General features: G+C 65.9%; 26 protein-coding genes. 10 read left to right on the top strand and 16 right to left on the bottom strand.

The features are described 5' to 3' along the window. Window positions 1-18: 18 nt before the first annotated feature. The 7 genes from VCS63_RS17630 to VCS63_RS17600 form a co-directional block, all read right to left on the bottom strand. Complete coding sequence (locus tag VCS63_RS17630) at window positions 19-483, bottom strand: SRPBCC family protein (protein WP_238914063.1); 465 nt, start codon at window positions 481-483, stop codon at window positions 19-21. Next, the gene (locus VCS63_RS17625; protein WP_149064265.1) at window positions 369-821 is read right to left on the bottom strand and encodes an ArsR/SmtB family transcription factor; all 453 of its coding nucleotides are present in this window, start codon (window positions 819-821) and stop codon (window positions 369-371) included. Before VCS63_RS17625 ends, VCS63_RS17630 begins: the two co-directional genes overlap by 115 nt. 55 nt (window positions 822-876) lie before the next feature. After that, entirely contained in the window at window positions 877-2,181 is a 1,305-nt protein-coding gene (locus VCS63_RS17620) for an MFS transporter (protein ID WP_323880516.1), read from the bottom strand. A gap of 174 nt (window positions 2,182-2,355) precedes the next feature. Next, window positions 2,356-3,540, bottom strand: a complete 1,185-nt coding sequence (locus tag VCS63_RS17615; RefSeq protein WP_063640392.1) for an alpha/beta fold hydrolase — start codon at window positions 3,538-3,540, stop codon at window positions 2,356-2,358. A gap of 14 nt (window positions 3,541-3,554) precedes the next feature. Beyond that, window positions 3,555-4,283 carry a helix-turn-helix domain-containing protein gene (locus tag VCS63_RS17610; protein ID WP_042794244.1) on the bottom strand — a complete coding sequence of 243 codons (729 nt, stop codon included), beginning with the start codon at window positions 4,281-4,283 and terminating at the stop codon, window positions 3,555-3,557. A 98-nt stretch (window positions 4,284-4,381) separates the two neighbouring features. Then, window positions 4,382-4,591: a hypothetical protein gene (locus VCS63_RS17605; RefSeq protein ID WP_323880514.1), complete on the bottom strand. Its 210-nt coding sequence runs from the start codon at window positions 4,589-4,591 to the stop codon at window positions 4,382-4,384. Beyond that, complete coding sequence (locus tag VCS63_RS17600; RefSeq protein WP_323880512.1) at window positions 4,591-4,815, bottom strand: gamma-glutamylcyclotransferase family protein; 225 nt, start codon at window positions 4,813-4,815, stop codon at window positions 4,591-4,593. Before VCS63_RS17600 ends, VCS63_RS17605 begins: the two co-directional genes overlap by 1 nt. 136 nt (window positions 4,816-4,951) lie before the next feature. Between VCS63_RS17600 and clpB the strand changes: the two genes are divergently transcribed. Beyond that, complete coding sequence (gene clpB / locus VCS63_RS17595; protein WP_042794243.1) at window positions 4,952-7,558, top strand: ATP-dependent chaperone ClpB; 2,607 nt, start codon at window positions 4,952-4,954, stop codon at window positions 7,556-7,558. A gap of 224 nt (window positions 7,559-7,782) precedes the next feature. On the opposite strand, the gene VCS63_RS17590 is transcribed toward clpB, so the two are convergent. The 7 genes from VCS63_RS17590 to VCS63_RS17560 all read right to left on the bottom strand — a co-directional run bounded on the left by VCS63_RS17590 (window position 7,783) and on the right by VCS63_RS17560 (window position 14,737). Further along, a complete protein-coding gene (locus VCS63_RS17590; protein ID WP_164794104.1) occupies window positions 7,783-8,163 on the bottom strand; it encodes a Rieske (2Fe-2S) protein in 381 nt (126 codons plus the stop codon). After that, entirely contained in the window at window positions 8,138-9,010 is an 873-nt protein-coding gene (locus VCS63_RS17585) for an intradiol ring-cleavage dioxygenase (protein ID WP_063640388.1), read from the bottom strand. Before VCS63_RS17585 ends, VCS63_RS17590 begins: the two co-directional genes overlap by 26 nt. A 10-nt stretch (window positions 9,011-9,020) precedes the next feature. Then, the gene (locus tag VCS63_RS17580) at window positions 9,021-10,481 is read right to left on the bottom strand and encodes an aldehyde dehydrogenase family protein (RefSeq protein WP_323880510.1); all 1,461 of its coding nucleotides are present in this window, start codon (window positions 10,479-10,481) and stop codon (window positions 9,021-9,023) included. 34 nt (window positions 10,482-10,515) lie between these two features. Continuing rightward, window positions 10,516-11,535, bottom strand: a complete 1,020-nt coding sequence (locus VCS63_RS17575; protein ID WP_063640386.1) for a hypothetical protein — start codon at window positions 11,533-11,535, stop codon at window positions 10,516-10,518. Window positions 11,536-11,576: 41 nt separating this feature from the next. Beyond that, window positions 11,577-12,071, bottom strand: coding sequence for a hydroxyquinol 1,2-dioxygenase (locus tag VCS63_RS17570; RefSeq protein ID WP_323880509.1), 495 nt, complete (start codon window positions 12,069-12,071; stop codon window positions 11,577-11,579). Between the two features lie 72 nt (window positions 12,072-12,143). Continuing rightward, window positions 12,144-13,112 (bottom strand): Bug family tripartite tricarboxylate transporter substrate binding protein, encoded by a 969-nt coding sequence (locus VCS63_RS17565; RefSeq protein ID WP_042794239.1) that lies wholly within the window; start codon window positions 13,110-13,112, stop codon window positions 12,144-12,146. Window positions 13,113-13,162: 50 nt separating this feature from the next. After that, window positions 13,163-14,737, bottom strand: coding sequence for an alkaline phosphatase family protein (locus VCS63_RS17560; RefSeq protein WP_323880507.1), 1,575 nt, complete (start codon window positions 14,735-14,737; stop codon window positions 13,163-13,165). Between the two features lie 139 nt (window positions 14,738-14,876). On the opposite strand from VCS63_RS17560, the gene VCS63_RS17555 reads away from it, so the two are divergent. The 6 genes from VCS63_RS17555 to VCS63_RS17530 all read left to right on the top strand — a co-directional run bounded on the left by VCS63_RS17555 (window position 14,877) and on the right by VCS63_RS17530 (window position 20,257). After that, complete coding sequence (locus VCS63_RS17555) at window positions 14,877-15,695, top strand: IclR family transcriptional regulator domain-containing protein (RefSeq protein ID WP_323880505.1); 819 nt, start codon at window positions 14,877-14,879, stop codon at window positions 15,693-15,695. Between the two features lie 194 nt (window positions 15,696-15,889). Next, window positions 15,890-16,765 (top strand): NAD(P)-dependent oxidoreductase, encoded by an 876-nt coding sequence (locus tag VCS63_RS17550; protein ID WP_063640382.1) that lies wholly within the window; start codon window positions 15,890-15,892, stop codon window positions 16,763-16,765. 48 nt (window positions 16,766-16,813) lie between these two features. Beyond that, window positions 16,814-17,779 carry a Bug family tripartite tricarboxylate transporter substrate binding protein gene (locus VCS63_RS17545; protein ID WP_042794236.1) on the top strand — a complete coding sequence of 322 codons (966 nt, stop codon included), beginning with the start codon at window positions 16,814-16,816 and terminating at the stop codon, window positions 17,777-17,779. A 36-nt stretch (window positions 17,780-17,815) separates the two neighbouring features. Then, window positions 17,816-18,493, top strand: coding sequence for an RraA family protein (locus tag VCS63_RS17540; RefSeq protein ID WP_063961967.1), 678 nt, complete (start codon window positions 17,816-17,818; stop codon window positions 18,491-18,493). A 23-nt stretch (window positions 18,494-18,516) separates the two neighbouring features. Beyond that, the gene (locus VCS63_RS17535) at window positions 18,517-19,533 is read left to right on the top strand and encodes a hydroxyacid dehydrogenase (protein ID WP_063640380.1); all 1,017 of its coding nucleotides are present in this window, start codon (window positions 18,517-18,519) and stop codon (window positions 19,531-19,533) included. A gap of 73 nt (window positions 19,534-19,606) precedes the next feature. Next, entirely contained in the window at window positions 19,607-20,257 is a 651-nt protein-coding gene (locus VCS63_RS17530; protein ID WP_063640379.1) for a GntR family transcriptional regulator, read from the top strand. Between the two features lie 9 nt (window positions 20,258-20,266). Here the strand turns inward: VCS63_RS17530 and VCS63_RS17525 are convergent, their stop codons facing one another. Then, window positions 20,267-20,938 (bottom strand): TetR/AcrR family transcriptional regulator, encoded by a 672-nt coding sequence (locus tag VCS63_RS17525; RefSeq protein WP_042797185.1) that lies wholly within the window; start codon window positions 20,936-20,938, stop codon window positions 20,267-20,269. 147 nt (window positions 20,939-21,085) lie between these two features. On the opposite strand from VCS63_RS17525, the gene VCS63_RS17520 reads away from it, so the two are divergent. The 3 genes from VCS63_RS17520 (at window position 21,086) to VCS63_RS17510 (ending at window position 23,675) form a co-directional block, all read left to right on the top strand. Then, window positions 21,086-22,297, top strand: a complete 1,212-nt coding sequence (locus VCS63_RS17520) for a Tm-1-like ATP-binding domain-containing protein (RefSeq protein WP_042794234.1) — start codon at window positions 21,086-21,088, stop codon at window positions 22,295-22,297. A gap of 11 nt (window positions 22,298-22,308) precedes the next feature. Beyond that, window positions 22,309-23,139, top strand: a complete 831-nt coding sequence (locus VCS63_RS17515) for a phosphoenolpyruvate hydrolase family protein (RefSeq protein WP_063961965.1) — start codon at window positions 22,309-22,311, stop codon at window positions 23,137-23,139. Between the two features lie 92 nt (window positions 23,140-23,231). Further along, complete coding sequence (locus tag VCS63_RS17510) at window positions 23,232-23,675, top strand: SRPBCC family protein (RefSeq protein ID WP_042794232.1); 444 nt, start codon at window positions 23,232-23,234, stop codon at window positions 23,673-23,675. Window positions 23,676-23,691: 16 nt separating this feature from the next. Here VCS63_RS17510 and VCS63_RS17505 read toward each other — a convergent pair whose 3' ends face one another. Further along, window positions 23,692-24,657 (bottom strand): LysR family transcriptional regulator, encoded by a 966-nt coding sequence (locus VCS63_RS17505; protein WP_063640376.1) that lies wholly within the window; start codon window positions 24,655-24,657, stop codon window positions 23,692-23,694. Window positions 24,658-24,669: the final 12 nt, after the last annotated feature.

The raw sequence follows: 24,669 nt of genomic DNA, 5'->3' as shown, positions 1-24,669 counted from the left end.
AGGGCGAACGGCGCGGATTCAGGCCGGATTCGCCAGATGGGACGCCAGCCGGTCCAGCGCGCCGGACCATCCATGCTGATGGCTGTCGCGGGTGGCCTGGTCGACGAACGGGGTCTGCAGGAAGGCGAGTTCGGTGCCGCCGTCGGCAGACGTGAATTCAAGCGTGATCATGGAGACTTCCGCGGGGGTGTCGCGCCAGGCCCAGGTGAAGACCAGCCGGCGCAGCGGCTCGACTTCGCGGTAGTGGCCGCTGGCATGATGTTCCAACCCGTCCTCGGTGGAGAACCCCACCTGGTAGGCGCCGCCCACGCGGACGTCGGTTTCCGCCCGGAGAACCCGCCGGGTTTCGGCGGGACCAAACCAGCGCATCAGCGCCTGCGGGTCCGTCCAGGCGCGCCAGACGCGTTCGACGGGGGCGTCGAAGCGCCGCCTGAGCCGGAGTTCGATGGGGGGCGATGCTTCTCGGGTGCTTCGGTTTTCCATGGGTGGACCTCTTCCTCGTGGTACAGGTACCGCGCCAGCGAATCCAGCTGTCCGCTCCAGAACTTCTCGTAACGGGCCAGCCAGTCGGATGCCGCCCGCATCGGTTCGGGCGAGAGCGTGCAATTCACGACGCGGCCGTCCTTGGCGCGGGCGATCAAGCCGGCGTCTTCCAGCACGCGCAGGTGCTTCATGAATGCGGGCAGGGACATGGCGTGCGGCCGGGCCAGCTCGCTGACCGAGGCCGCGCCTTGTTCCAGATCGGCCAGCACCCGGCGCCGCGTGCCATCGGCCAGGGCCGAAAAGATGCCGTCGAGCCTGTCGTCGTTAAACTTAACCATGAGGTTAAGTATTAAGCCGAAGCGGCATGGCTGTCAAGCAACAAAGTTGTCGCGATCAGGCGTGCTGGTGCATGGCCGAGCGATGCTTGGTGTCGCGCATGGTGGCGTACACCAGTAGCGACAGGAAGATGATGCCCGCGAGGTAGTAGTAGAACCACTCCTCATGCCCTTGCTGCTTGAAGAAGAGCGCAATGGCCGGCGCCGTGCCCCCGAAGATGGACACCGTCACGGCATAGGGCACGGCTACGCCGGTGGCGCGGATGTTGGTCGGGAACAACTCCGCCTTCACCACTGCGTTGATGGACGTATAGCCGGCCGTGAACACCCAGGCGCCGCAGATCAGCAGGAAGGCCATGAAGGGCGAGCGTGTGTGCGCCAGCGTCATCAGGATGGGTACGGTCAGTGCCGCGCCGGCCACGCCGAAGAACACCAGGAGCGGCTTGCGTCCGATCCTGTCCGACAGCGCGCCGTAGACCGGCTGCAGAATCAGCGCGAAGATCAGCGACCCGGCGATGATGTAGGTGGTGACGATGTCGGAAAAGCCCGAGGTCTGCCGCACAAACGTCTGCATGTAGGTCGTGAAGGTGTAGAACGCCGCGGTGCCGCCCGCCGTCAGGCCCACCACGATGGCCACTTCACGCGGGTACTTCAGCAGGCCGCGCAGCGAGCTCGTCTGCGGCTTGGGGGCTTTCTGGGCTTCCTTGTAGGAATCCGTTTCGGGCATGTCGCGCCGCATCAGGGCAGTGATCACGGCCAGCATGGCGCCGACCACGAAGGGAATGCGCCAGCCCCATTCCACCAGCTGCTCGTGGGTCAGGAAAACGTTTTGCAGCAACAGCAGCACCAGGATGGCGCTGAGCTGGCCGCCGATCAGGGTGACGTACTGGAAACTGGAATAGAAGCCGCGATGGTCCGGATCCGCGATTTCGGTCAGGTAAGTGGCGCTGGCGCCGTACTCCCCGCCCAGGCTCAGGCCTTCGATCACGCGCGCCAGCGCCAGCAGGGCTGGCGCGGCCAGGCCTATGGTGGCATAGGTGGGCGTGACCGCGATGATCAGCGAACCCACGCACATCATGCCCACCGACACCATCAGCGACAGACGCCGCCCGTGACGGTCCGCCAGATGGCCAAACAGCCAGCCGCCCAGCGGGCGCACGATGAAGCCGGCCGCAAACAGCGTGGCCGCATTCAACTGCTGGACGACCGGATCGTGGGAGGGAAAGAAGGCGGGGGCGAAATACAGGGCGAACGCGGTATAGGCGTAGAAGTCATACCACTCCACCAGATTGCCCATGGAGCCGATGAAGATCGCCTTGATGCGGCGCTTTGCGTCGGGCATGTCGAGATACGCTTGCGTCATATCCTTCCTTCGAGTGCGTTTGTCGGGGGACGCCGGACACGCGATCGCGGACGGGCCGCGAAATGGAACACGCATGGCGATATGTTGCGCCTGCGCGGGCCGAAATGCACGCGCTATGGCACTGATTTTCTTCAGCTTTTTGTCAGGATTCTGCGCCGGGCGGGGCGCGCCGGCCTACTTGCCGCGGGGCTTGATGACGTCGCAGGCAGCGGCGCCGTCGGGGGCCTGGGCCTCGTCGCCCAGCAATGCCTGCACGCCGCAGGCCGAGCTGAACATGCCCTTGCTGTTGTGGCCGACGCCGGCTACCTCGAAAGCGCGCCGATGCAGCGGCACGGGCCTGGCGCCGCGCGCCGCCAGCACGTGCTCGTATTGCGCGTAGCCGGTGCCGCGGGCCAGCCGTGTCGCGCCCTGGGCTTCCGCCCCGCAGGTCTTGTCCAGCAGGCGGTCTTCCGGATTGTTGTCGGCGCCGCCCAGCAGATAGGTGACATCGCGCGCCGCATAGCGCACGAAGAGCTTGGACTCGTCGGTTTCCCGGGAGTACGCAGGAAGCTTGTCCGGGCCGTATTTGTACTGGTTGTACGTGGGGCAGATGCCGCGCTCGTAAGGCGCATAACCCTTGCCGTCGGCGCGGGGGCGTTCGTTGCTCAGGTAGAGGTAGGACGAGGGGTTGGCGACTACGTAGCGCAGGGCCAGCCCGTCGCGCCGCAGCGCGCCGTCGATATTGTTCAGCACGGCATAGCGCTGTACCAGTTGGCCGCCGGCCGAGTGGCCGGCCAGCACGATGCCGGCCAGCGACGAGAGGCGCTTGCGATCATCCAGGCTGCGCAGCAGGTCGTCCAGCACCTGGAACGAAGCGACCGGCGCGGGGCGTCCCGCGGCCTGCACGCTATCTTCGCCGTCTTCCCAGCTTGCCTTGCGCCAAGCCGCCATGCCGCCAAAACCGGAGTCGATCGAGCCGGAAAAGCGCGGCGCCAGTATCAGGGTATCGCGCGCCCGCTCGGGGTTGTGCGCCAGCAGTGCGGCGACGGATTCATAGTAGCGGTCGGCGTCGCGCTTGACGCCGTGGATGACGACCACGACCTGCTTGATGCCGCGCAGGTCGTCCTTTGCCAGGTCGCGATTGGCGTAGACCGGCATCTTGTAGCGGTGGCCAGGCTTGCCCAGCTCCACGGCCTGCCAGCGCAACGGCGCCGCGCGCTTGGGGGCGGGCGCGGTTTCGCTGTAATCGTAGGGATCTGGCAGGGGCGTCTGGCCGTGTGCCCCGAGCGGCGCCAGCGCCGCCACGGCGCACAGCGCGGCCAGACCGCGCAAGGGGCCTGGCCGCGCCAGAGGCAATGGGAGGATGGGCGCGCGGCGCATGGCGCGGCGGGCGTTCAGCAGCCCTCTTGGCCCAGCAATTGCTTGAGCGCGGGCAGGTCCAGGATGCGGACCTCGCGCTGGTTGATCTTGATGAGGCCGTCTCGCGCAAAGCGCGAAAACAGCCGGCTGACCGTTTCCAGGGTCAGGCCGAGGTAGTTGCCGATTTCCTCGCGGCTCATGCGCAGCACGAATTCCGTGGAGGAATAGCCCAACGACGCGTAGCGTTGCGACAGGTTCAGCAGGAACGCGGCCAGGCGCTGTTCGGAACGCATGGAGCCCAGCGAGGCCAGCATCTGGTGCGAGCGGTTGATCTCGCGGCTCATCAGCCGGCGGAACTGCTGCTGCAGGGAGGGCAGGTGGGTAGCGATGCGGTCGATATCGGCCAGGCGGATGACGCAGACCTCGGAATCTTCCAGCGCGACGGCGGTCGAAACGTGCTTGCCGTCCAGCATGCCGTCCATGCCGACGATTTCGCCGGGCAGGTGAAAGCCGGTGACCTGGATCTGGCCGGTGGCGTCTTCCAACTGCGTCTTGAGGCTGCCGAATCGCACGCTGTAGACGGCGTCGAGCGGGTGGTTCAGGGAATAGAGCGGCTTGCCTTTTTCAAGGCGCACGCGTTCCCTCACCAGTTCGTCCAGCTTTTCCACCTCGGCGGCTGCCATGCCCACGGGCACGCACACATGTCCCAGCATGCATGTGGAGCAATGGGCGGCATCAGGGGCAACGGGGACCCGTTTTTGCATACGATGACCTCTATAGTGCCCATTGCGCGGACGCATGCCGGAATGGGTATAAAGCTTGAAGACAACCGTTATTGTAGTCCGTTGTTACTACGGGCGTCTTACCGGCCTTCCGGGCGGGGGTGGGCGAGCCGGTAACCGACCCAGTCGTCGGCCGCGATATCGACCGCCTTGCCGCGCAGGGCCGGGTCTATCGGATAGTACTGGCAGCGCAGTTCATGGGTCCCCGAGGGGATCTCCAGGCGCGCGGCGACCTCGCGCCGCACAAAGCAACAGGGCATGCCGGGCGTGTACTCCTCGATCTCGTCCATCAGCGCCACCAGGGGGGCTCCACCTGGAAGACATCGCCCCGCACACGCCGGCCGTCGTCCACCGGAATCAGCCCCGGCCAGTCGCCGAAGTCCACCAGCCTGCCCGGAACGCTGGCCGGCCCCACGTAGCGCGCTGCAGGCAGGCCGCGCCGCGCGGCGGCTTGAGCCAGATCATTGATTTCGCCCGCGCGTAGCGTGCCGTAGACAAAAACGTATATGCTCATAAGTCAGATTGTTGCTGCACGTCGAGAAACCATGGCGCGGGCAGGGTGTTGAAATTCTCGCATCTGGCCGCATATTCAGGATATCGAGCCAGCCGGCACGTATCGGTCAGGCTCCCCAACAAGCCAAACGACCATTATGCGATTCGACAAACTGACAACCAAGTTCCAGCAAGCCCTGGCCGACGCTCAAAGTCTGGCCGCCCGCAACGATCACCCCTATATTGAGCCGATTCACGTGCTTTCCGCCTTGCTGTCGGATTCCGACAGCGGCGCGGGCAGCCTGCTGGCGCGCGCCGGCGTGGCCGTCAATCGGCTGCAACCGGCCATCGAGACCGCCCTGAAGGCCTTGCCTCAGGTGCAGGGGGACGACAATGTCCAGGTCGGCCGCGACCTGCAGGCGGTGCTGACGCGCACCGACAAGGAAGCGGCGCGCCGCGGTGACACCTATATCGCCAGCGAACTGTTCCTGCTGGCCCTGGCCGACGACAAGGGCGAGGCCGGCCGCATCCTGCGCGACGCGGGCCTGCAGAAAAAGGCCCTGGAAGCCGCGATCGACGCCGTGCGCGGCGGCGAAAGCGTTTCTGGCGCCGAAGGCGAGTCCAACCGCGAAGCCTTGTCCAAATACACCATGGACCTGACCGAGCGCGCCCGCCAGGGCAAGCTCGATCCGGTGATCGGCCGCGACGACGAAATCCGCCGCACGATCCAGATCCTGCAGCGCCGCACTAAAAACAACCCCGTGCTCATCGGCGAACCCGGCGTGGGCAAGACCGCCATCGTCGAAGGACTGGCGCAGCGCATCGTCAACGATGAAGTGCCCGAAACCCTGCGCGGCAAGCGCGTCTTGTCGCTGGACCTGGCGGCCTTGCTGGCCGGCGCCAAGTTCCGCGGCGAATTCGAAGAGCGCCTGAAGGCCGTGCTGAAAGAACTGGCGCAGGACGACGGCAGCAACATCGTCTTCATCGACGAGCTGCATACCATGGTGGGCGCGGGCAAGGCCGAAGGCGCGATGGATGCGGGCAACATGCTCAAGCCGGCGCTGGCGCGCGGCGAGCTGCATTGCATCGGCGCGACCACGCTGGACGAATACCGCAAGTACATCGAGAAGGACGCGGCGCTGGAGCGGCGCTTCCAGAAGGTGCTGGTCGACGAGCCTGACGTGGAATCCACCATCGCCATCCTGCGCGGCTTGCAGGAGCGCTATGAAATCCACCACGGCGTGGAGATCACCGACCCCGCCATCGTGGCCGCGGCCGAGCTCTCGCACCGCTACATCACCGACCGCTTCCTGCCGGACAAGGCCATCGACCTGATCGACGAAGCAGGCGCGCGCATCCGCATGGAGATCGATTCCAAGCCGGAAGTGATGGATAAGCTCGACCGCCGCATCATCCAGCTCAAGATCGAGCGCGAGGCCGTCAAGAAGGAAACCGACGACGCTTCCAAGCGCCGCCTGGGCGCGATCGAGGACGAGCTCGAAAAGCTGCAGCGCGAATACAACGACTTCGAGGAAATCTGGAAGGCCGAGAAGGCGGCCGTGCAAGGCACGCAGGCCATCAAGGAAGAGATCGACAGCGTGCGCGCCGAAATGGCCGAGCTGCAGCGCAAGGGCCAGTTCGACAAGCTGGCGGAATTGCAATACGGCAAGCTGCCCGACCTGGAAGCGCGCCTGAAGGCGGCCGAAGTGGGCGCCGCGGAAGCGGCCGAGGAAGCCGAGGGCGGCGAAGGGCGTCCGCGCCTGTTGCGCACTCGCGTAGGCGCCGAGGAAATCGCCGAGGTCGTGTCGCGCGCCACCGGCATTCCGGTGTCCAAGATGATGCAGGGCGAACGCGAGAAGCTGCTGCACATGGAGGAATACCTGCACAAGCGCGTGGTGGGCCAGGACGAGGCCGTGCGCCTGGTGTCCGATGCCATCCGGCGTTCGCGCGCCGGCCTTGCCGATCCCTCGCGTCCCTACGGTTCGTTCCTGTTCCTGGGCCCCACGGGTGTGGGCAAGACCGAGCTGACGCGCGCGCTGGCCGAGTTCCTGTTCGACTCCGAAGAGCACATGATCCGCATCGACATGAGCGAATTCATGGAGAAGCATTCGGTGGCGCGGCTGATCGGCGCGCCGCCAGGATATGTGGGCTACGAGGAGGGCGGCTACCTGACCGAGGCCGTGCGCCGCAAGCCATACAGCGTGGTGCTGCTGGATGAAGTCGAGAAAGCCCATCCGGACGTCTTCAACGTGCTGTTGCAGGTGCTGGACGATGGCCGCCTTACCGATGGCCAGGGCCGCACGGTGGATTTCCGCAACACGGTGATCGTCATGACGTCCAACCTGGGCTCGCACCATATCCAGAGCCTGGCGGGCAAGCCGTACGAAGTGGTCAAGGAAGTGGTGTGGGACGAGCTCAAGCAGACCCTGCGTCCCGAGTTCCTGAACCGCATCGATGAAGTGGTGGTGTTCCACGGGCTGGAAGCGCAGCACATCGAGTCTATCGCCCGCATCCAGCTGCGTCGCCTTGGCGAACGCCTGGAAAAGCAGGAGATGCGCCTGGAAGTGAGCGAACCCGCTCTGGCGGAATTGGCCCGCTCGGGCTTCGATCCGGTGTTCGGCGCGCGCCCCTTGAAGCGCGCGATCCAGCAGCAGATCGAGAACCCGGTGGCCAAGCTGATCCTGGAAGGCCGCTTCGGTCCGCGCGACGTGGTGCCGGTGGATTGGCAGGACGGGCAGTTCGTCTTCACGCGAACCTTGCAGTAAACCGGTCCGGCGCGGCGAGCGCCGAGCCGCATGAAAGCAACCCCGGGAAGCTGGCCTGATCGGCAGTTTCCCGGGGTTTTTTTACATGCGCCGATCCTGTTGCCGCGAGGGACGGGTACCGCGCGCGGCGTTTTGCTGCGGAGTGTCCTTGTCGCGCAACAGGCCGATGAGTCCTCCCAAAGCTGGGGGGATGCGCTTCCTGTTGCGTGCTTCGTGCGGCGCGTTCATAGCATTCCCCTTGCGACGGCCTCCGAATCCGCCGCGTAGACGCGGCCTGCGTGCTGGCGCAGCGGCACCGCGTCTAGCGCCGCGCCCTGGCAAGGGCCTTCGATGCACAGTCCATCCTCGAAGCGGAACAAGGCCGAGTGATGGGCGCACATCAGCACCTGGGCCTCGTAGGTCAGGACGGCGCCATGGGCCGCGTCCAGCGTGACGGAGAAGTGCGGGCAGCGGTTCAGGTATGCCCAGACGGCCTCACCCCGCCGCAGCAGGATGACCGGCTGCGCGGCGAAGTTCACTGTCAACGAACCGCCATCAGGGATGTCATCGAGCCAGCACAGCGCCGCCCCGTCGGCCGCGTCAGGCGCGGGGCAGCACGAAGTCATAACGTCCCTCGTGGAAGTCCGAATCGAATCCGAAGCGCCTGCCCGGTGTGGAGTCCGCGCCCAGCGGATCGTATTGCAGCACCAGCGATGGCTTTACGCCGAACACCGCGTCCGAGGCAAGGTAGGGATCCCCGGCGTTGAACAGATGGGTGACCAGCCTTTGGTGCCCCGGCGCGTCGATCATGAAGTGCAGATGCGCGGGCCGGAAGATATGCCTGCCGGTTGCCGCCATCATGCGGCCGACGGGACCGTCACCCGGTATGGGATAGGACACGGGCAGGATGGTGCGGATTGCGAAGTAGCCGTCCTCGCCGCTACGGTAGCGGCCGCGCAGGTTGCCGTGGGGCTGGTCCACGTCCTGGCCAGAGTACATGCCATTGGAGGCCGTCTGCCACACGTCGAGGACGGCGCCGGCCAGCGGCCGGCCATCGGTATCGCGGACGTAGCCATGCACCAGCGCGGGCTCGCCGGGCGTGAGCGCCATGTTTTCGCCGGGCGCGCGGTCGGGCATGCCGGCCATGTAGAAAGGGCCGAATACCGTGCTTTCGGTGGCCTGTCCCGGTTTGCGGTGGTTGATGGCATCCACCAGCATCGACACGCCCAGCGTGTCGGAGAGCAGGATGAACTCCTGCCGCACCGCGCCATCGCAGATCTGGCCGGTCTCGGTCAGGAACCGGATTGCCGCCATCCATTCGGCCTCGGTGGGCTCGACGTCGGCGACGAAGGCATGCAGATGCCGTACCAGGGACTGCATCAGATGGCGCAGCCTGGGATCCGGCGTCTGGGCAAAAGCGGCTGCGACCGCATCGGTCAAGGCGGTTTCGGCGTTCGGCATGGCGGTGTTCATCGGCGGCTCCTCAGCGCTTGAAGTGCGGCGGCACGGCGGCGTCCACGTTGACCCACACGGACCTGGCTTCAGTGTAGTCATGCATGGCTTCAAAGCCCATCTCCCGGCCATAACCCGACTGGCCCACGCCGCCGAACGGGCTGCCGGGATTGACGCGCTTGTAGCAGTTGATCCAGCACATGCCCGCATGGATGGCGCCGGCCAGCTTATGGGCGCGCGCCAGGTCGCGCGTCCACAGGCCGCTGCCCAGGCCGTAGTCGGTCGCGTTGGCAATGGCCAGCGCCTCTTCGTCGCTGCCAAAGCGCAGCACCGTGACGAATGGGCCGAATACTTCTTCCTGCGCGACGCGGTCCTGGGGCCTGGCCTCGACGATGGTGGGCGCGACGTAGTAGCCGGCCGAAAGTTCGCCGCCGGGCGCCTTGCCGCCTACGAGCAGGCGCGCGCCCTGTTCGGCGGCGATGCCCACATAGGACAGGACCTTGTCGCGGTGTTGGGCCGATGTCAGCGGACCCATTTCGGTATCGGGGGAGCGCGGGTCGCCCAGGCGGATGGAGTTCGCCAGGGCGGTGAAGCGTTCGAGGAATGCATCGGCAATCTTTTCGTGCAGCATCAGGCGCGACCCCGCGATGCATGCCTGGCCCTGGTTGTGGAAGATGGCCCAGGCCGCGCCGTTGATGGCAGCGTCGAGATTGGCATCGTCGAACACGATGTTGGCGCCTTTGCCGCCGAGTTCCAGCTGCACGCGCTTGAGGTTGCCCTTGGACGCTTCCACGATGCGGCGTCCGGTTGCGGTCGATCCGGTGAAGGCGATCTTGCCCACGTCCGGGTGTTCGGCCAGCCGCTGGCCCGCCGTGTGGCCATAGCCGGGGACCACGTTGACCACGCCATCCGGAAATCCAGCGGCGGCCATCAGCTCGGCGATGCGCAGGGTCGACAGCGGCGTGAGTTCCGAGGGCTTGAGCACCACGGTGTTGCCGGCAGCCAGCGCGGGCCCAAGTTTCCAGCTGGTGAACATGAGCGGGAAATTCCACGGCACGATCTGACCCACCACGCCGATGGGCGCGCGCTGCACGTAGTTCAGGAAACCCGATTCAACAGGAATGACGCTGCCCTGCAGTTTGTCGGCCATGCCGCCGAAATAGCGGAAGCAGCCGGCGGTGCGCGGCACGTCCAGGCCGCGCGTGTCGCGTATTGGATGGCCCGTGTCCAGCGTTTCAAGCTGCGCCAGTTCCTCGGCATTGGCTTCTATCAGGTCGGCCAGCTTGAGCAGCAGACGTCCGCGATCGGCGGCCGCCATCCGAGCCCAGGCGGGAAAGGCGCGCTGTGCCGCCTGCACGGCGCGGTCCACGTCTTCCGCTTCTGCAGCGGCGATGGCGGTGATGAGAGATCCGTCGTGCGGATTCAGCACGTCTATCGTGCCGCCCGCGGCCGCGTCCACGAAGCGGCCGTCGATAAAGAGTTTGTTCTGCATGGCTGAGAAGTCGTAATGAGAGGGAAGGGGGAGTTCAGAACGCGACGGGGTAGGGCGCGAGCTCGCCGCTTTCGTAGCGCTGAGGCAGGTCGGGGGTGGCGTTCTCCCAGACCAGCAACATGGAGCGCTTGGTCGAATAGCCCTGATGCCGGATGTCGGCCGGCATGGCGCAGATGTCGCCGGCGCGCATGGTGATGCGGGCGCGCGGCGCGCCGGTGTCTTTATCGCCGATGTCCCAGACGATCTCATCGGACAGCTGCAGGAACCACTCCACGCGATCGTTGCCATGGAACACCGGCAGGATGAATTCTTCGGTGGTGGGGCAGAACAGGCTGGCGCCGCAGACGGAAGTAACGGATGGGTTCCAGGTTACGTCCGAGCGCGACAGGTACTTGAACAGGCTGAATGCATGGAGCTTGCCCTCGAAGCCGGGTTCGGCATGGACCTGCGGTTCGTCCTGAGTCACGTCCGCGAAGGCCCGGTTGACCGGAAGGTCGTCGCGCAGTGGAGAGTCTTCCGGCAGGCCCGGCATGCGCCGGGTGGCGATGCGCGAGCGTTCGATCGCGGCGATGTTGTCGCCGTGCTTGCGGCCGAAGGCGGAGCCCGTTTCCTCCGGCGCGGCAAACGGATCGAAGCCTTCGTTGGTCCAGTCATGCAACATCGCCTTGAAGGTGGCCATGATGAGCGGGGTGTCGAAAGTCTCCGTGTAGTCCACGCCTGCCGCCTTCATGACGCCATTGAAGGAGCCTGCGTAGACATCCACCTTGCCGTAGTGGTTGCGCGTGCCGAATACGTGGTCGAAGTTGACCCAACCGTAGAAAAAGCCCCAGGCCACGTCGCGCATCAGCGCGCGCAGGAAGGCGTCTGCCGCGATCGCATGGGTGCGCGTCTGGCCCTTGGAGGGCCAGTGCACCTTGACGAAGTACTCGTCGCGGGTGAAGGTGAACGCGCCCAGATCGAAGCGCTTGTAGCCGGTGGCGGCGTCTGCCGCGCTGGCGGCGACTTTGCCGGCGGCGAATGAGGCGGTGGGCGCGGGGGTATCCAGCATGGCCATATCGTGACTCCAGAAAGTAAGGGGGGCGGGTGGCGCGGGGATTACTGCAGGCAGATGTCCGCCCATTTCTCGACGGACAGTTGGCCGGCGCGGGTCTGGATCAGCAGCACGCCCGGATAGGGCGCCGTGAAGCGATAGGCGCAGCCGGCGGGCAGCAGGCATTGGTGTCCGCGGCTCAGCAGGACGCGGCCCATGGGCTTGCCTGCGGGCGCCTGGCCCGCAAGCACGGTGCCGTCCGCGGCTGCGGACGGCTGGTCCAGGGCCAGGAAATCGACCTGGGCCTGGCCGTCCATCAGGATGGCGAATTCGTCATGGCTGCAGACGTACCAGGGCGATACGCCTTCGGCGCGCAGGGTTTCAATGACGTACTCCAGATTCTTTCCGACCACTGTTTTTTCGTAGGGCGCGGCATTCGAAGCCACCTCGAAAATGTTGGAAAAGACATAGTGGCGCGGCGAGCCCTGCGTGATCTCGATGGAGCCCTTGCGGTAGTCCTTCAGCGAGCCGAAGACGGTGGTGGGTGCAGCGGTATTCATGAAGCCTCCTGTGTCGGGGGAGTCCGGCTGCGCGGTGTGCGGGGCGCGGCCGGGGGGATCGGGGTGGGCGTGTCAGTCCACCTTGAGGTTGATCTTGCGGATGACACCCGTCCATTTGGCGGCGTCTTCGCGCAGGCGGCGCGCCGTGGCGTCGGGCGGCTCGGGCAGGGGATCCAGGTCGTTGGCCTGCAGTTTCTGCTTCACTTCAGGCAACGCCAGCGCGCGCGCCACCTCTTCATTCATGCGCTTTACGATGACGGCTGGCGTGTCCTTGGGAGCGAACAGCATTTCGCGAAAGGTGGCGTCGTAGCCGGCCACGCCCGCCTGTTGCATGGTCGGGACGTCCGGCGCCTGGACCGAGCGCGCGGCGCCTGACACCGCCAGTCCGTACAGCTTGCCGGCCGCGACATAGGGCGCGACCACGGGAGACGCCAGATAGCCGCAGGGCACCTGTCCCGCCAGCACATCCTGGGTGGCGGGCGACGGGCCCTTATAGGGGACGTGCAGGATGTCCAGGCCTGCGCCGGACAGGTAAAGCTCCATCGCCAGATGGCCGGGCACGCCCTGGCCGCCGGAGGCGTAGCTGAGCGCGCCGGGCGTTTTCCGGGCCTGCGCATCCAACTGGGCCAGGGTGCGCAGACCGGAGCCGGCCGAGCACACCAGCATCTGGTTGAAGTTCGCGAGCGCCACAACGGGCGTCAGATCGTCCGCCTTGAAATTGAGCTTGCGGTAGATGGCGGGATTGATGGTGACGACCGTGTCCGGCGCCTCCAGGAAGGTGTAGCCGTCGGCGGGAGACCGGGCCACCGCCTCCGCGCCGATATTGCCGCCGGCGCCGGGGCGGTTCTCGATGATGACCGGCTGCTTGAGCGACTGCCCCACCGCGTCGGCCACGATGCGCGCCGCGGTATCGCCGGGCGATCCGGCGGGAAAGGCGACCACGATGCGGATGGCGCGGGTGGGCCAATCCTCCTTCGGCTGGGCGTGCGACGCCGTGCTGGCGGCCATACAGACTGCCAGCGCAAGTAAATGCGGTTTCATGCTGTCTCCTGAGGTTTATTTTTCAGGCGTCCTGGTCCGGACGCGCTGCGCTACCACCTGCCGATGTGGATGCCGGCCGATTCCTCCTTGCGTGTCCATCCCGTCATGGCGGCGTGGCTGACGGTGGGGTGGATCTTGCGATTGCGCAGCCAATCGAACAGCATGGCCTGGTAGCGTTCGCGCACAGGCGCGTGCGCGGGGTCCGCGCCCAGGTCGTCGTATTCGTCCGGATCCGCGCGCAAATCGAATAGCTGCGGACGCAGACCTTCAAAATGGACGTACTTCCAGTCGTGGTCACGCACCATAATGGTGTGGCAGCCGTCGGCGGGACGGCCCAGCGGTTCGCGCACGAAGTCGCGGAACGCATAGTTGTTTTCCGAGTACACCGCGCGGCGCCAGTCAGCGGGTTCCTCGCCGTGCAGCAGCGGCAGCAGCGAACGTCCTTCCAGGATGTGATCGGGGATTTCCGCGCCCAAGGCATCCAGGATGGTGGGTACCAGGTCGATGGCTTCCACCAGGCGCGATTCCACCGCGCCGCGGCGCGCGCCGCCGGGCAGGCGCACGATCAGCGGTACTTTGGCCACGCAGTCGTGGAACAGCTCTTTTTCGCCGAGGTAATGATCGCCGAGGTAGTCGCCATGGTCGCTGCAGAAGATGATCATGGTGTCCTGGTCGCGGCCGCTGCGCCGCAGGTAGTCGAACAGTACGCCCAACTGGTCGTCGACCTGCTTGATCAGGCCCATGTAGGTGGGGATCACCGTCTCGCGCACCTGGTCGCAGGAGAAGTTCCTGCTGACTTCGGCCTGGCGAAAGCCCTGCAGCACGGGATGGGCGTTCTCCAGTTCACGGGGCGCGCGCTTGGCCGCCTGCATGTCGTCGATTGAATACATCGCGTGATACGGCGCGGGCGCGACATAGGGCCAATGCGGCTTGATGTAGGAAAGGTGCAGCACCCAGGGCTGTTCGCCGCTTTGCTCGATGAATTCGATCGCGCGCCGCGTCATATAAGGTGTTTCAGAGTCCGTTTCCGCGACGCGCGCCGGCAGGCCGGCGTAGCGCATGTTCCAGCCGGACAGGATCTCGCCATTGGCGCCCAGCGCCGAGTTGGCGTGGTCATGCCAGGGGTTGGCGCCGTCATAGCCTTGCTGGCGCAAGTACTGCGTGTATCGGTGCGCCTCGTCGCAAAAGCCCGGCGGCCAGATGCCGTCGTCGCGGTCGTAAGGTTCGAACCCGCCTTCCGCCGCCAACAGGCCGGCCGCGCTTGCCGGGTCTATCCCCAGGCGCTGCATGCCGTGCCTGTCGGCCTCCACGTGCGTCTTGCCCGCCACCGCCACGCGGACTCCCAGCGGGCGCAGGTAGTCTCCCAGCGTCATTTCGCTGACGGGCATGGGCACGAAGTTCCACACGGCGCCGTGGCTGGTGACGTAACGGCCGGTGTAATAGGACATGCGCGACGGACCGCAAACCGGGCCTTGCACGAAGGCATGGTCAAAGCGTACGCCTTCGGCAGCGAGGCGGTCGATGTTGGGGGTGCGCAGGCGCGGGTGTCCATAGCAGGACAGATAGTCCCAGCGCAGTTGGTCGCACATGATCCAGAGCACATTGCGTGCAGCCTGTCCGCTCATTCCCGCCTCTCTTCCTGTTGCGCCAGCCACAACGGCTTTCGATAGACGTCACGATATTTCGCCGGGCCTGGGCGGCTCAAGCAGGTTTTGCTAGAGTTTCACTGAGTGAAATTCTCAGACGTTGCAATTTGGGGGGGCAATGAGCCGCTGGACGCCGAAGGTGAAGACGATAGATGCGCTGGAGCGCGGCCTCATCGTGCTGGACGAGGTGCGCGCCACGCAGGGCGCGAGCTTGCAGGAACTGCATGCGCGCACGGGCTATGCCAAGGCCACGCTGCTGCGCATCCTGGCGACGCTGCAATTGCGGGGATTGATATGGCGGCGCATCGCGGATGACTATTTCTGCCCTGCCAGCTCGCTCAACGAACCCAGCCGGCGCGCGCGCGTGCTGGACCTGCTGGGGCAATGCGCGGCCCCCGAACTGGATCGCCTGCAGGCGGAGGTGCTGTGGCCGTCGGACCTGACGGTGCGCCGCGGCAGCGCGATGATCGTGCGCGAGACCAATCGCAGCCAGTCGTATTTCACGATACGCAGAGACAACATCGGTTTCCAGATCAATATGCTGCGCTCGGCGGTGGGACGCGCTTATCTGGCGTTCTGCGCCGAAAAGGAACGCGAGTCGATCCTTGCGGCATTGCGCCGCAGCCGCCGGGAGGGCGACGCGCTGGCGCATGATGGCGCGGCAGTGGCCAAGCTTCTGGAGCAAACCCACCGCCAGGGCTACGCGCTGCGCGAACAGCGCTTCGGCGGCGACTACGACAAGCCGCGCAAGGACCAGAACGACAGGCTGGATGCCATTGCCGTGCCCATCATGGCCGCGCCAGGGCGGCTCTACGGCTGCGTGAACATTGTGTGGATCCAGGGCGTGCGCTCCACCGGCCAGATGGTGGAGCAATGCCTGGAGCCGCTATGCCGCACGGCGCGGGCCATTTCCGCCGCCATGGTGCGACGCGCCTGACGCGCCAGCCCCCGAAGACACGCGCCAATCCGGCCTCTGCCCCGAGCGCGTCGGTCCTTCGCATCGCGGAGCTATCCCGATCATTTTGTATTTTTTATGTATTGAAATTATAGAAAACCTAGGGTTTATACGGATAATATGGGCGAAATTTTCATTCTATAAAGCATCATTGTTTTTTTATTGTATTTATAGAAATGAAAATTGCTCTGATGGGCTGCGGCGAAGTCGGCTCCTGCTATGCGCAGGCATGGACTGCCGCCGGGCATGCGGTGGTGGGGATCTGCGAGTTGCGGCAGGACGAAGAAATGACCGGGCGCGCCCGGAGTCTTGGCGCCGGACTGCACGCTGAGCCGGGTGCATGGCTCGCAGAAGCGGACGTCGTCGTGTCGGCGGTGTATGGCCACGCCGCGCTCGAGATCGCGCGGCGGAGCTTTCCGCATATGCGCCCGGATGCGGTCTATGCCGACTTCACCACCGCCAGCGCGCCCGATATGCAGGCCGCTGCGGCGGCCGCTGCCGAACGGCATATCGACTTTACCGACGTCGCGATCATGGGCGCCATTGCGCTGCTGGCCGAACGTACGCCCTTGCTTTGCGCCGGAACCGGCACGGACATGGTGCTGCGGTTGGCGGAGAGCGGCGGGGCGCCGGCACGCGCCATACAAGGAGCGGCGGGCGACGCCGTGCGTCTGAAACTGCTGCGCAGCATCATGACGAAGGGCATGGAAAGCCTGGCCGTGGAATGCCTGGTCGCGGCCGAGTCCATGGGATTGAGAGCCTCGCTTTACGAGGTGCTCGCGGACATCGACCAGACGCCGCTTACCGCCTTCATGGATTCATTCGTCCGGTCCCACGTACTGCATGCGCAGCGCCGGCAGGCGGAAGTCCGGGAAGCCCGCGAGCAACTGCTGCAGGCGGGGCTGGAGCCCCTGGTTCTCGACGGCGTCGAACGGCTTTTCGGGCGGACCAGCAGGGGCATCCTGAATGCGCGAGCGGACGGCGATTTCAACTTGCCCGACTCCGTCGAGGCGCGTCTGGCCTGGCTCACAACGCTGGCGCGCGAGCGCTGAGCGCGTCGCGTTGCCCATCCAATAAGAATCAACTGTGTGAGGAAGACAATGAAAGTCCTGAAGAATTTTCTGGCGGCCACGCTCGTGCTGGGTTGCGTCGCCGCGAACGCGGCAGATATGGGCAAGGCGCCCATCACGCTCATTTCCCCATTCCCGCCCGGAGGCGGCACCGATACGCTGACCCGCATGATCGGCAGCGCGATCGGCCAGGAGCAGGGGTGGAACATGGTGGTGGAGAACAAGCCAGGCGCTGGCGGCAATCTGGCGCTGGACGCCACCGCCCGCGCGCGCCCGGATGGACATACGCTGGTGATGGCGCAGACCGACAACATCGTGCTGAACCCCTGGCTTTACAACAAGCTCAGCTACGACACGTTCAAGGATTTCAGGCCGATCGGGCCCGTGGCCACGTCGCCGAGCGTTTTCGTGGTTCTTCCGGAGTCCCCGTTCAAGACGATCGCTGATGTGGTCAAGGCCGCGCAAGCCCGTCCCGGTGTGGTTTCGCTGGGCATTCCCGGCATCGGCGGCACTGGCGACCTGACCGGCTATCTCTGGCGCAAGGCGGCGAACATCGAATTGATGCACGTGCCTTACCGGGGCTGGGGCCAAGCGTTCCCGGATCTCGCCAGCGGCCGCATCGATATGTATGTGGGCTCCGTTGCCTCGCTGTTGCCGCAGATCCGCGGCGGCAAGGTCCGCGCGTTGGCCGTGGTTGCCAAGGAACGCGCGCCGGCCTTGCCCGACGTGCCCACGTTCGTGGAAAGCGGATTCAAGACGATCGACCAGTCGATCTGGTGGGGGCTGATGGCTCCCGCCAACACGCCTGACGACGTGGTCGCCACGTTGAGCAAGGCGTTGCAGCAGGTTCAATCCCAACCCGAATTGGTGAAAAAGCTGGAAGACGCCGGCTATAGCGTGCTCAAGGGCTCCCCCGAAGACCTGGCCCGCCAGCATCGGGCAGATCACGAGACCTTCGGCAAGGTCGTGCAGGACGCAGGCATTCCCAAGCAGTAATGGCAACGCATCGCAAATTCCCCCACAGGAGCAGAAATGATCGGTTTTGAGATCCACGCCCGCAAGCGCGCGGTGAGCAAGCAAACCGTGGAGAAGTTCAACGGCGTTCCGGTGGCCAACATCAGCGACTGCATGTCGCGGATGACGGCCGGCGGCGCGCGCTTGCTGCCCATGCACGATGGCAGCCCGCTTGCCGGGCCCGCCCTGACCGTGCGCACCCGCCCCGGCGACAATCTGCTGGTCCACAAGGCGCTTGACCTCGCGCAGCCCGGCGACGTGATCGTGGTGGATGCCGGCGGCGATCTGACCAACGCCATCATCGGCGAAATCATGACCAGCTATGCGCAGACCCGCGGTATCGCCGGTATTGTGATCAATGGCGCGATCCGCGATAGCGGCGCAATCCGTCGCGGCGCGTTTCCCGTCTATGCGGCTGGCGTGACGCACCGCGGGCCCTATAAGGACGGGCCAGGAGAGATCAACTGCGTCATAGCCCTGAATGGCATGACGATCGAGCCGGGCGACCTGATCGTGGGCGACGAGGACGGCCTGTTGTCGATTCCGTTCGAGCAGACGGAAGCGGTCTACCTGGCTGCGTTGTCCAAGCACGAAGTTGAAACGAAGATGCTGGCGGATATTGCGGCGGGAACGCTGGATACATCCTGGGTAGATGCTCGGCTCAAGCAACTGGGCTGCGCCGAGGCCCGGCCGTGATCCCGGCGAGGCAGCCCGGCGGCATGCGCGTCGTCCGGCTGGATCTCTGGATCGATCCCGCGTTCGACGCGTGCATTGAGCGCGAGCCGACGTTGAGCCTCAAGGTACTGCCCGTGCGCGACGAGGCGATCACGGCGGCGGGACTCGCCGGCGCGCATGCCTACCATGTCAGCGCGGCCAAGGACGAAGTCCCCGCGCGCTGGCAAGTTTCGGAAAGCCTGCTGGCACGGTGTCCGGAACTGCTTTGTGTGTCCTCGGGCGGCGCGGGCTACGACACCGTGGACGTTGCTGCCTGCACGCGGGCCGGAGTGGCAGTGGTGAACCAGGCCGGCGCCAATGCCGCATCAGTGGCGGAAATGACGTTCGCATTGCTGCTGTCGCTGGTCAAGCGCCTGCGTGAATCCCAGGCCGCGCTGGTGGCGGGATCCGCCGCCACGCGCGAGGCCCTGATGGGACGCGAGATCGAGGGACGAGTGCTGGGCATCGTGGGCATCGGCGAAATCGGCCGCAGAGTAGCGCGCGTCGCCGCCGGCTTCGGCTTGCGGGTGATTGCATACGACCCGCTGCTGCCGCCCGAGGAAATCCGCGCCCGCGGTGCCGAACCTGTGAGCTTCCCGCAGTTGCTCGAGCAGGCCGAAGTGGTAAGCCTGCACTGTCCGCTGAATGATGACACGCGGGGCATGATCGGCGCCGAAGCCTTTGCCATGATGCGCCCCGGCGCACTGTTCATTTCGACCGCGCGCGGCGGAATCCATGATGAGCAGGCCTTGCTTTCCGCCTTGCAGGAGGGGCGGCTGGCGGGAGCGGGGCTGGATGTCTGGAGCCAGGAGCCTCCCCAGCCCGGGCATGGGCTGTTGCTGCGTTCCGATGTCGTGGCCACCTACCACACGGGGGGCGTCACGCACGAAGGCAGGCGCAAGGTCGCGCATGGGTCTGCCAGCCAGATCATGGAAATGTTGGCCGGACGCCGTCCCCCGCGGCTACTGAATCCGGAGGTCTGGCCCACGTTCCTGGAGCGGCTCGGTCGACGCCAGCGTTGACGCGGCCATGCGCGATTGCCGGGATAGGCTTCCGGTATAGTTCGAGAACCCGGATCTGGAGTCACGCGCCATCATGTCGAGCGCCCGCGATTACGTTTATGCAGAGTTGCGCCGCCGCCTGATGGCGGGCTCTTTCATGCCCGGCGAACGGTTGCGTGAAGAGCACATCGCGGCCGAGCTATCCGTCAGCCGGACGCCGGTGCGCAGCGCGATCGAACGCCTGGTGACGGACGGCTTGGTCAAGCACGAGGGCCGGCGCGGAGCCGTCGTGCTGGGTTGGCAAGACCGGGACATCGACGAAGCGTTCGAGCTGCGCATGCTGCTCGAACCGTATTCCGCCAAGGCGGCTGCCGAACGGGCCAGTCCGGAACAGATACTCGAACTCGAGCGCATCAACCAATGCATGCTCGATGCCATCAACGCCGATGCCCCCGACAGCGTCGCGCAGGTGCAGCACTTCAACAACCAGTTCCATCACGCGTTGCTGGAAGCCGCGCAATCGGCCCGGGTGCGGTCCATGGTGGAAAACCTGTTGGACATGCCCATCATCATCGGTTCGTTCTATTTCTACACCAAGGACGACATGCTGCGCAGTGTGGAGCATCATCGCCAGATCATCGCGGCGCTACGCGCGCGCGATGCGGAATGCGCCCAGATTGCGATGCGCTTTCACCTTGCCGCCACGCATCTGCTTTTCCGCAGCCATCGCAAGTCGGGACCGTAACCGCCGACCTTACTGCCGCACGCGTTTTTCTGGCTGTTTTTCCCCGGATCCGGCTTCGGCCAGCGCCTGCGTGATGATGGCCTGGGCCGTCCAGCGCACCACGTCCGTGAGTTCGGGCAGGTCCAGCTTCCAGATGTCCTTCAGCACCAGGAACACTTCGGTGCCGTACACCAGCGACAAGGCCTGGGCCACGCGGTCCTGCTGCGCGGGCGTCAGTTGGCCCGCCATTGGCGCGATGGCGCGTTTCAGGATATCCACGCGGTGGCCCCGTACCAGCCGGGGCTCCGTGCCCGCGCGACCGGCGCTGGCTTCGGCATGTTGCTGCAGCGACACCATGATGGCCGCGCGTAGCGGCGCTTCGTGCGCTTCCAGCCGGGGATAGGCGAAGCGCAGCAGTTCGTCGACGCGGTCGGCGGCGTCCGGCGCGGCAGAGTCCCACGCCAGGATAGGGCCCAGGCTTTCGTCAACCACGGCGGCGATCAGCGCGCTCTGGCTGGGGAAGTAACGGTAGGCCGTCGCGCGCGAAACCTGAGCATGCTCAGCCAGTTCGGCCACCGAGGGCGTGACGCCCTGGGCCATCAGCTGCTGCGCCGCATCCAGCAGGGTTTTGCGCATGCGCGCCCGCGGTCCGTGAGGAGGCTCGCCGCTTGCGGCGGCCTGCGGGCTGGCGGGCGCGATCAGCCGCGCCGAACCGGCGGCGGAAGGGGCGGGAGTTTGACGTGAGACAGGTGTCTCAGTATGATTCTTTCGTCTCATTTCTAGATTCTACAGGCCTTGCGGCCCCACACATCGAGGCGCGCACTGAGTGTAGCCGCCCGCGGAGGAGTCATGACGCATTCGAACCGGCGGGTCTACGTGGCCGCCACCTATGACACGAAGGGCCAAGAGGCCGAATACGTGATGGATCTGCTGCGGCGCGACGGGCTGGAGCCGGTGTCGGTGGACGTGTCCACTTCCGGCGCCGCCAGCGCAGCCCAGGTGCAGGCGAGCGAGGTGGCCGCGAACCACCCGCAGGGCGCCGGCGCGGTCTTTACCGGCGACCGGGGAACGGCCATCGCGGCGATGGCACTGGCGTTCGAGCGCTATGCGGCCGCGAATGCAGGCATGGGGGCGCTGCTGGGCCTGGGCGGCTCGGGCGGCACTGCCCTGATCACGCCCGCCATGCGCGCGCTGCCGATCGGCATCCCCAAGCTGATGGTCTCGACTATGGCCTCGGGCAATGTCGCGCCGTATGTCGGCCCCTCGGACATCGCCATGATGTATTCCGTGACCGACGTTGCCGGCCTGAACCGTATTTCGCGCCGGGTGCTGGCCAACGCGGCCGGCGCGATTGGCGGGGCCTTCAAGCAGGCCGCCAATGCCGTAGCGGACGACGGCCGGCCTGCCGTGGGTATCACGATGTTCGGTGTTACCACCGCCTGCGTGCAGCAGGTGACGCCGCTGCTGGAGTCCCGCTACGACTGCCTGGTTTTCCACGCCACGGGCACGGGCGGGCAGTCGATGGAAAAGCTGCTGGACAGCCATTTGCTGGGCGGCGTGCTGGACCTGACCACGACGGAAGTCTGTGACTTCCTGTTTGGCGGCGTGCTGGCCTGCACCGAAGACCGATTCGGCGCCGTGGCCCGTACGGGCCTGCCTTACGTGGGTTCTTGCGGCGCATTGGATATGGTGAATTTCGGCGCCATGGACACCGTCCCCGAACGCTATCGCGGCCGCCAGTTCTATCCGCACAATCCGCAGGTGACGCTGATGCGCACCACCGTGGAGGAAAACACCCGCCAGGGCGAATGGATCGCCGCCAGGCTGAACCAATGCCAGGGCCCGGTGCGCTTTCTGATTCCGGAAGGCGGCGTATCCGCGCTGGACGCGCCGGGCCAGGCCTTTTGGGACCCGCGGGCCGATGCCGCACTGTTCGCGGCGCTGGAGGCGAATCTGGTGCAGACGGCCGACCGCCGCCTGGTGCGCGTGCCTTGCCACATCAACGATCCGCAGTTCGCCCGGGCCGCGGTCGATCAATTTCTTGAAATCGCTACACACTGAGGACAGCCGCCATGCCGCGCTTTGACCGCAACGAACTCCTGGACAAGTTTCGCGCCATGGTGCGCGCGCGCACGCCCATCGTCGGCGGCGGCGCGGGCACCGGCCTGTCGGCCAAGTGCGAGGAGGCGGGCGGCATCGACCTGATCGTGATCTACAACTCCGGCCGCTACCGCATGGCGGGCCGCGGCTCGCTGGCCGGCCTGCTGGCCTATGGCAATGCCAACGAGATCGTGGTGGACATGGGGCGTGAAGTGCTGCCGGTGGTGAAGAACACGCCCGTGCTTGCCGGCGTCAACGGCACCGACCCGTTCTGCGATTTCGACGTCTTCCTGGACGACCTCAAGCGCCAAGGCTTTGCCGGCGTGCAGAACTTCCCCACCGTGGGCCTCATCGACGGCACCTTCCGCGCCAACCTGGAAGAGACCGGCATGGGCTATGCGCTGGAAGTGGACATGATCCGCCTGGCGCACAAGAAGGGGATGCTGACCACGCCCTACGTCTTCAACGAGGACGATGCCGTGGCCATGACTCGCGCCGGCGCCGACATCATCGTAGCCCACATGGGCCTGACCACGGGCGGCTCCATCGGCGCGGAAACCGCGCAGACGCTGGACGATTGCGTGGCGGCCATCGACCGCATCGCCGCGGCCGCGCTGGCCGTGCGGCCGGATATCATCGTGTTGTGCCATGGCGGTCCTATCGCCACGCCCGAGGACGCGGCCCACGTTTTGCGCGCGTGCAAACACTGCCATGGCTTCTACGGCGCCAGCTCGATGGAGCGGCTGCCTACCGAGCAGGCGCTGACCGCGGCAACCCGCGAGTTCAAGAGCTTGACGTTCTGATTCCACAAACGGAGGTTCCGTCCGCGGAGTCTCCGTTTGCGCAGTTTCCGCCGTTTTCCCAATGCCTGGGCCACGCGCCCGCAGGAGTCCAAATGCCGCACACCGTACACGTCAGCGCCATCATCCATGCGCCGCTTCAGAAGGTCTGGGCCAGCTTCCGCGATTTCAACGGCCTGGCCGCCTGGCATCCCGGCATTGCCGAAAGCCGCCTGGAAGAGGGCGGGCGCCATGACGCCGTGGGCAGCGTGCGGTACTTGACGCTGCAGCCATCGGGTTTCGTGCGCGAACAACTGCTGATGCTGGACGATCCAGGCACGGCCTTGCGCTATTCCATCATCGAGACCGATCTGCCCATGCGCGATTACATTGCCGGCGTGTCGCTGCATCCCGTCACTGAGGGTGGCCAGACGCTGGTGGAATGGTGGGCGGATTTCCGCGTCGAAGGCGCGGAATTGCGCGACGTGGCGAACGCCGTGGGCCAGAACGTATTCGCCGCGGGGCTCGCGGCTTTGAACGAGAAGCTGCGCGAGGCCTGATCGCGCAGGGCACGCCCTACGCTTTCTGGCGTTTGGGCGGGATGCGCTTGCAGCCGGCCGGCAGCTCCGCCATGCGCAGGTAGTCGTGGATTGCGTGGATCAAGGCCTGCGCGGCCGGGCTCAGCGGGTATTCCTTGTGCCGGATAATGCAGACCGTGCGCACGACCGTGGGCCGGGCCAGCAACGCATAGGCCAGTCCGGGCTCCAGCACCCGTTGCGCCGCCAGTGCCGGGAGCAAGGCTACGCCCAGGCCGGCCTTGACCAGCGCCGCCTGTGAGGTGGTGCTGGAGGCTTCGTAGAAGGGCGCAGCCGCCTCTATCGGCAGATCCGCGCGGGCGCGCAACAGCGCCATGATGCCGGTCTCGTCCACCACGCCCACCAGCTTGCGGCCGGCCAGCTCCGACCAGCGCATCGTGCCGTCGCGCGCGGGGCGCAGGCTGGCGTCATCTTCCCGGTAGAGCACGCCGAAGCGGTCTTCGAGCAAACCGTCGAATTGCAGACCGGGCGCATCGGCCCAGCGGCTGGTCAGCCCGAAATCCACTTCGCGCGCGGCGACTTTGCGCTGGATGCGGCCGGAGTTGTCGTCGCTGAGGTAAAGGCGCACGGCAGGATAGCGCGCGCAGTAGGCCGTGGCGGCGGGGGCGATGATCTGCGTGATGGCTGACGGGGCCGCCGCCACGCCCACGCGGCCGCGCTCCAGGGCGCCATAGCGCTGCACATCGTCTATCACGCCATCGAAATCCGCCAGCAACCGCAACACGCGAGGCAGGAATTCCTCGCCCGCCGCCGTCAGCAGCACGCGGCGGCTGGTACGTGCGAACAGCTGCGTGGCCAGCGCATCCTCCAGCTGCCGCACCAGGCTGGTCACCGACGACTGCGTCTGGAACAGCCGCTTGGCCGCATGCGTGAAGCTGGATTCCTGCGCGACCGCGACAAAGGCGGTCAGGTGCTTCAAGGTAACGTGCTTGGGCAAACGATTCATTTCAAAACACGA

Origin of the sequence: Achromobacter sp. D10 (genome assembly GCF_035282245.1) — a bacterium.
In the GTDB taxonomy this organism is placed as follows: domain Bacteria; phylum Pseudomonadota; class Gammaproteobacteria; order Burkholderiales; family Burkholderiaceae_B; genus Achromobacter; species Achromobacter insolitus.
Note: the sequence above shows the minus strand (reverse complement) of the source record. Positions and strands in the feature narration are given on the sequence as shown.

What these genes read in the sequence shown, in the direction of transcription:
- VCS63_RS17630 (WP_238914063.1), bottom strand. Translation starts at nt 483, where the DNA reads ATGGAAAACCGAAGCACCCGAGAAGCATCGCCCCCCATCGAACTCCGG.
- VCS63_RS17625 (WP_149064265.1), bottom strand. Translation starts at nt 821, where the DNA reads ATGGTTAAGTTTAACGACGACAGGCTCGACGGCATCTTTTCGGCCCTG.
- VCS63_RS17620 (WP_323880516.1), bottom strand. Translation starts at nt 2,181, where the DNA reads ATGACGCAAGCGTATCTCGACATGCCCGACGCAAAGCGCCGCATCAAG.
- VCS63_RS17615 (WP_063640392.1), bottom strand. Translation starts at nt 3,540, where the DNA reads ATGCGCCGCGCGCCCATCCTCCCATTGCCTCTGGCGCGGCCAGGCCCC.
- VCS63_RS17610 (WP_042794244.1), bottom strand. Translation starts at nt 4,283, where the DNA reads ATGCAAAAACGGGTCCCCGTTGCCCCTGATGCCGCCCATTGCTCCACA.
- VCS63_RS17605 (WP_323880514.1), bottom strand. Translation starts at nt 4,591, where the DNA reads ATGGACGAGATCGAGGAGTACACGCCCGGCATGCCCTGTTGCTTTGTG.
- VCS63_RS17600 (WP_323880512.1), bottom strand. Translation starts at nt 4,815, where the DNA reads ATGAGCATATACGTTTTTGTCTACGGCACGCTACGCGCGGGCGAAATC.
- clpB (WP_042794243.1), top strand. Translation starts at nt 4,952, where the DNA reads ATGCGATTCGACAAACTGACAACCAAGTTCCAGCAAGCCCTGGCCGAC.
- VCS63_RS17590 (WP_164794104.1), bottom strand. Translation starts at nt 8,163, where the DNA reads ATGACTTCGTGCTGCCCCGCGCCTGACGCGGCCGACGGGGCGGCGCTG.
- VCS63_RS17585 (WP_063640388.1), bottom strand. Translation starts at nt 9,010, where the DNA reads ATGAACACCGCCATGCCGAACGCCGAAACCGCCTTGACCGATGCGGTC.
- VCS63_RS17580 (WP_323880510.1), bottom strand. Translation starts at nt 10,481, where the DNA reads ATGCAGAACAAACTCTTTATCGACGGCCGCTTCGTGGACGCGGCCGCG.
- VCS63_RS17575 (WP_063640386.1), bottom strand. Translation starts at nt 11,535, where the DNA reads ATGGCCATGCTGGATACCCCCGCGCCCACCGCCTCATTCGCCGCCGGC.
- VCS63_RS17570 (WP_323880509.1), bottom strand. Translation starts at nt 12,071, where the DNA reads ATGAATACCGCTGCACCCACCACCGTCTTCGGCTCGCTGAAGGACTAC.
- VCS63_RS17565 (WP_042794239.1), bottom strand. Translation starts at nt 13,112, where the DNA reads ATGAAACCGCATTTACTTGCGCTGGCAGTCTGTATGGCCGCCAGCACG.
- VCS63_RS17560 (WP_323880507.1), bottom strand. Translation starts at nt 14,737, where the DNA reads ATGAGCGGACAGGCTGCACGCAATGTGCTCTGGATCATGTGCGACCAA.
- VCS63_RS17555 (WP_323880505.1), top strand. Translation starts at nt 14,877, where the DNA reads ATGAGCCGCTGGACGCCGAAGGTGAAGACGATAGATGCGCTGGAGCGC.
- VCS63_RS17550 (WP_063640382.1), top strand. Translation starts at nt 15,890, where the DNA reads ATGAAAATTGCTCTGATGGGCTGCGGCGAAGTCGGCTCCTGCTATGCG.
- VCS63_RS17545 (WP_042794236.1), top strand. Translation starts at nt 16,814, where the DNA reads ATGAAAGTCCTGAAGAATTTTCTGGCGGCCACGCTCGTGCTGGGTTGC.
- VCS63_RS17540 (WP_063961967.1), top strand. Translation starts at nt 17,816, where the DNA reads ATGATCGGTTTTGAGATCCACGCCCGCAAGCGCGCGGTGAGCAAGCAA.
- VCS63_RS17535 (WP_063640380.1), top strand. Translation starts at nt 18,517, where the DNA reads ATGCGCGTCGTCCGGCTGGATCTCTGGATCGATCCCGCGTTCGACGCG.
- VCS63_RS17530 (WP_063640379.1), top strand. Translation starts at nt 19,607, where the DNA reads ATGTCGAGCGCCCGCGATTACGTTTATGCAGAGTTGCGCCGCCGCCTG.
- VCS63_RS17520 (WP_042794234.1), top strand. Translation starts at nt 21,086, where the DNA reads ATGACGCATTCGAACCGGCGGGTCTACGTGGCCGCCACCTATGACACG.
- VCS63_RS17515 (WP_063961965.1), top strand. Translation starts at nt 22,309, where the DNA reads ATGCCGCGCTTTGACCGCAACGAACTCCTGGACAAGTTTCGCGCCATG.
- VCS63_RS17510 (WP_042794232.1), top strand. Translation starts at nt 23,232, where the DNA reads ATGCCGCACACCGTACACGTCAGCGCCATCATCCATGCGCCGCTTCAG.
- VCS63_RS17505 (WP_063640376.1), bottom strand. Translation starts at nt 24,657, where the DNA reads ATGAATCGTTTGCCCAAGCACGTTACCTTGAAGCACCTGACCGCCTTT.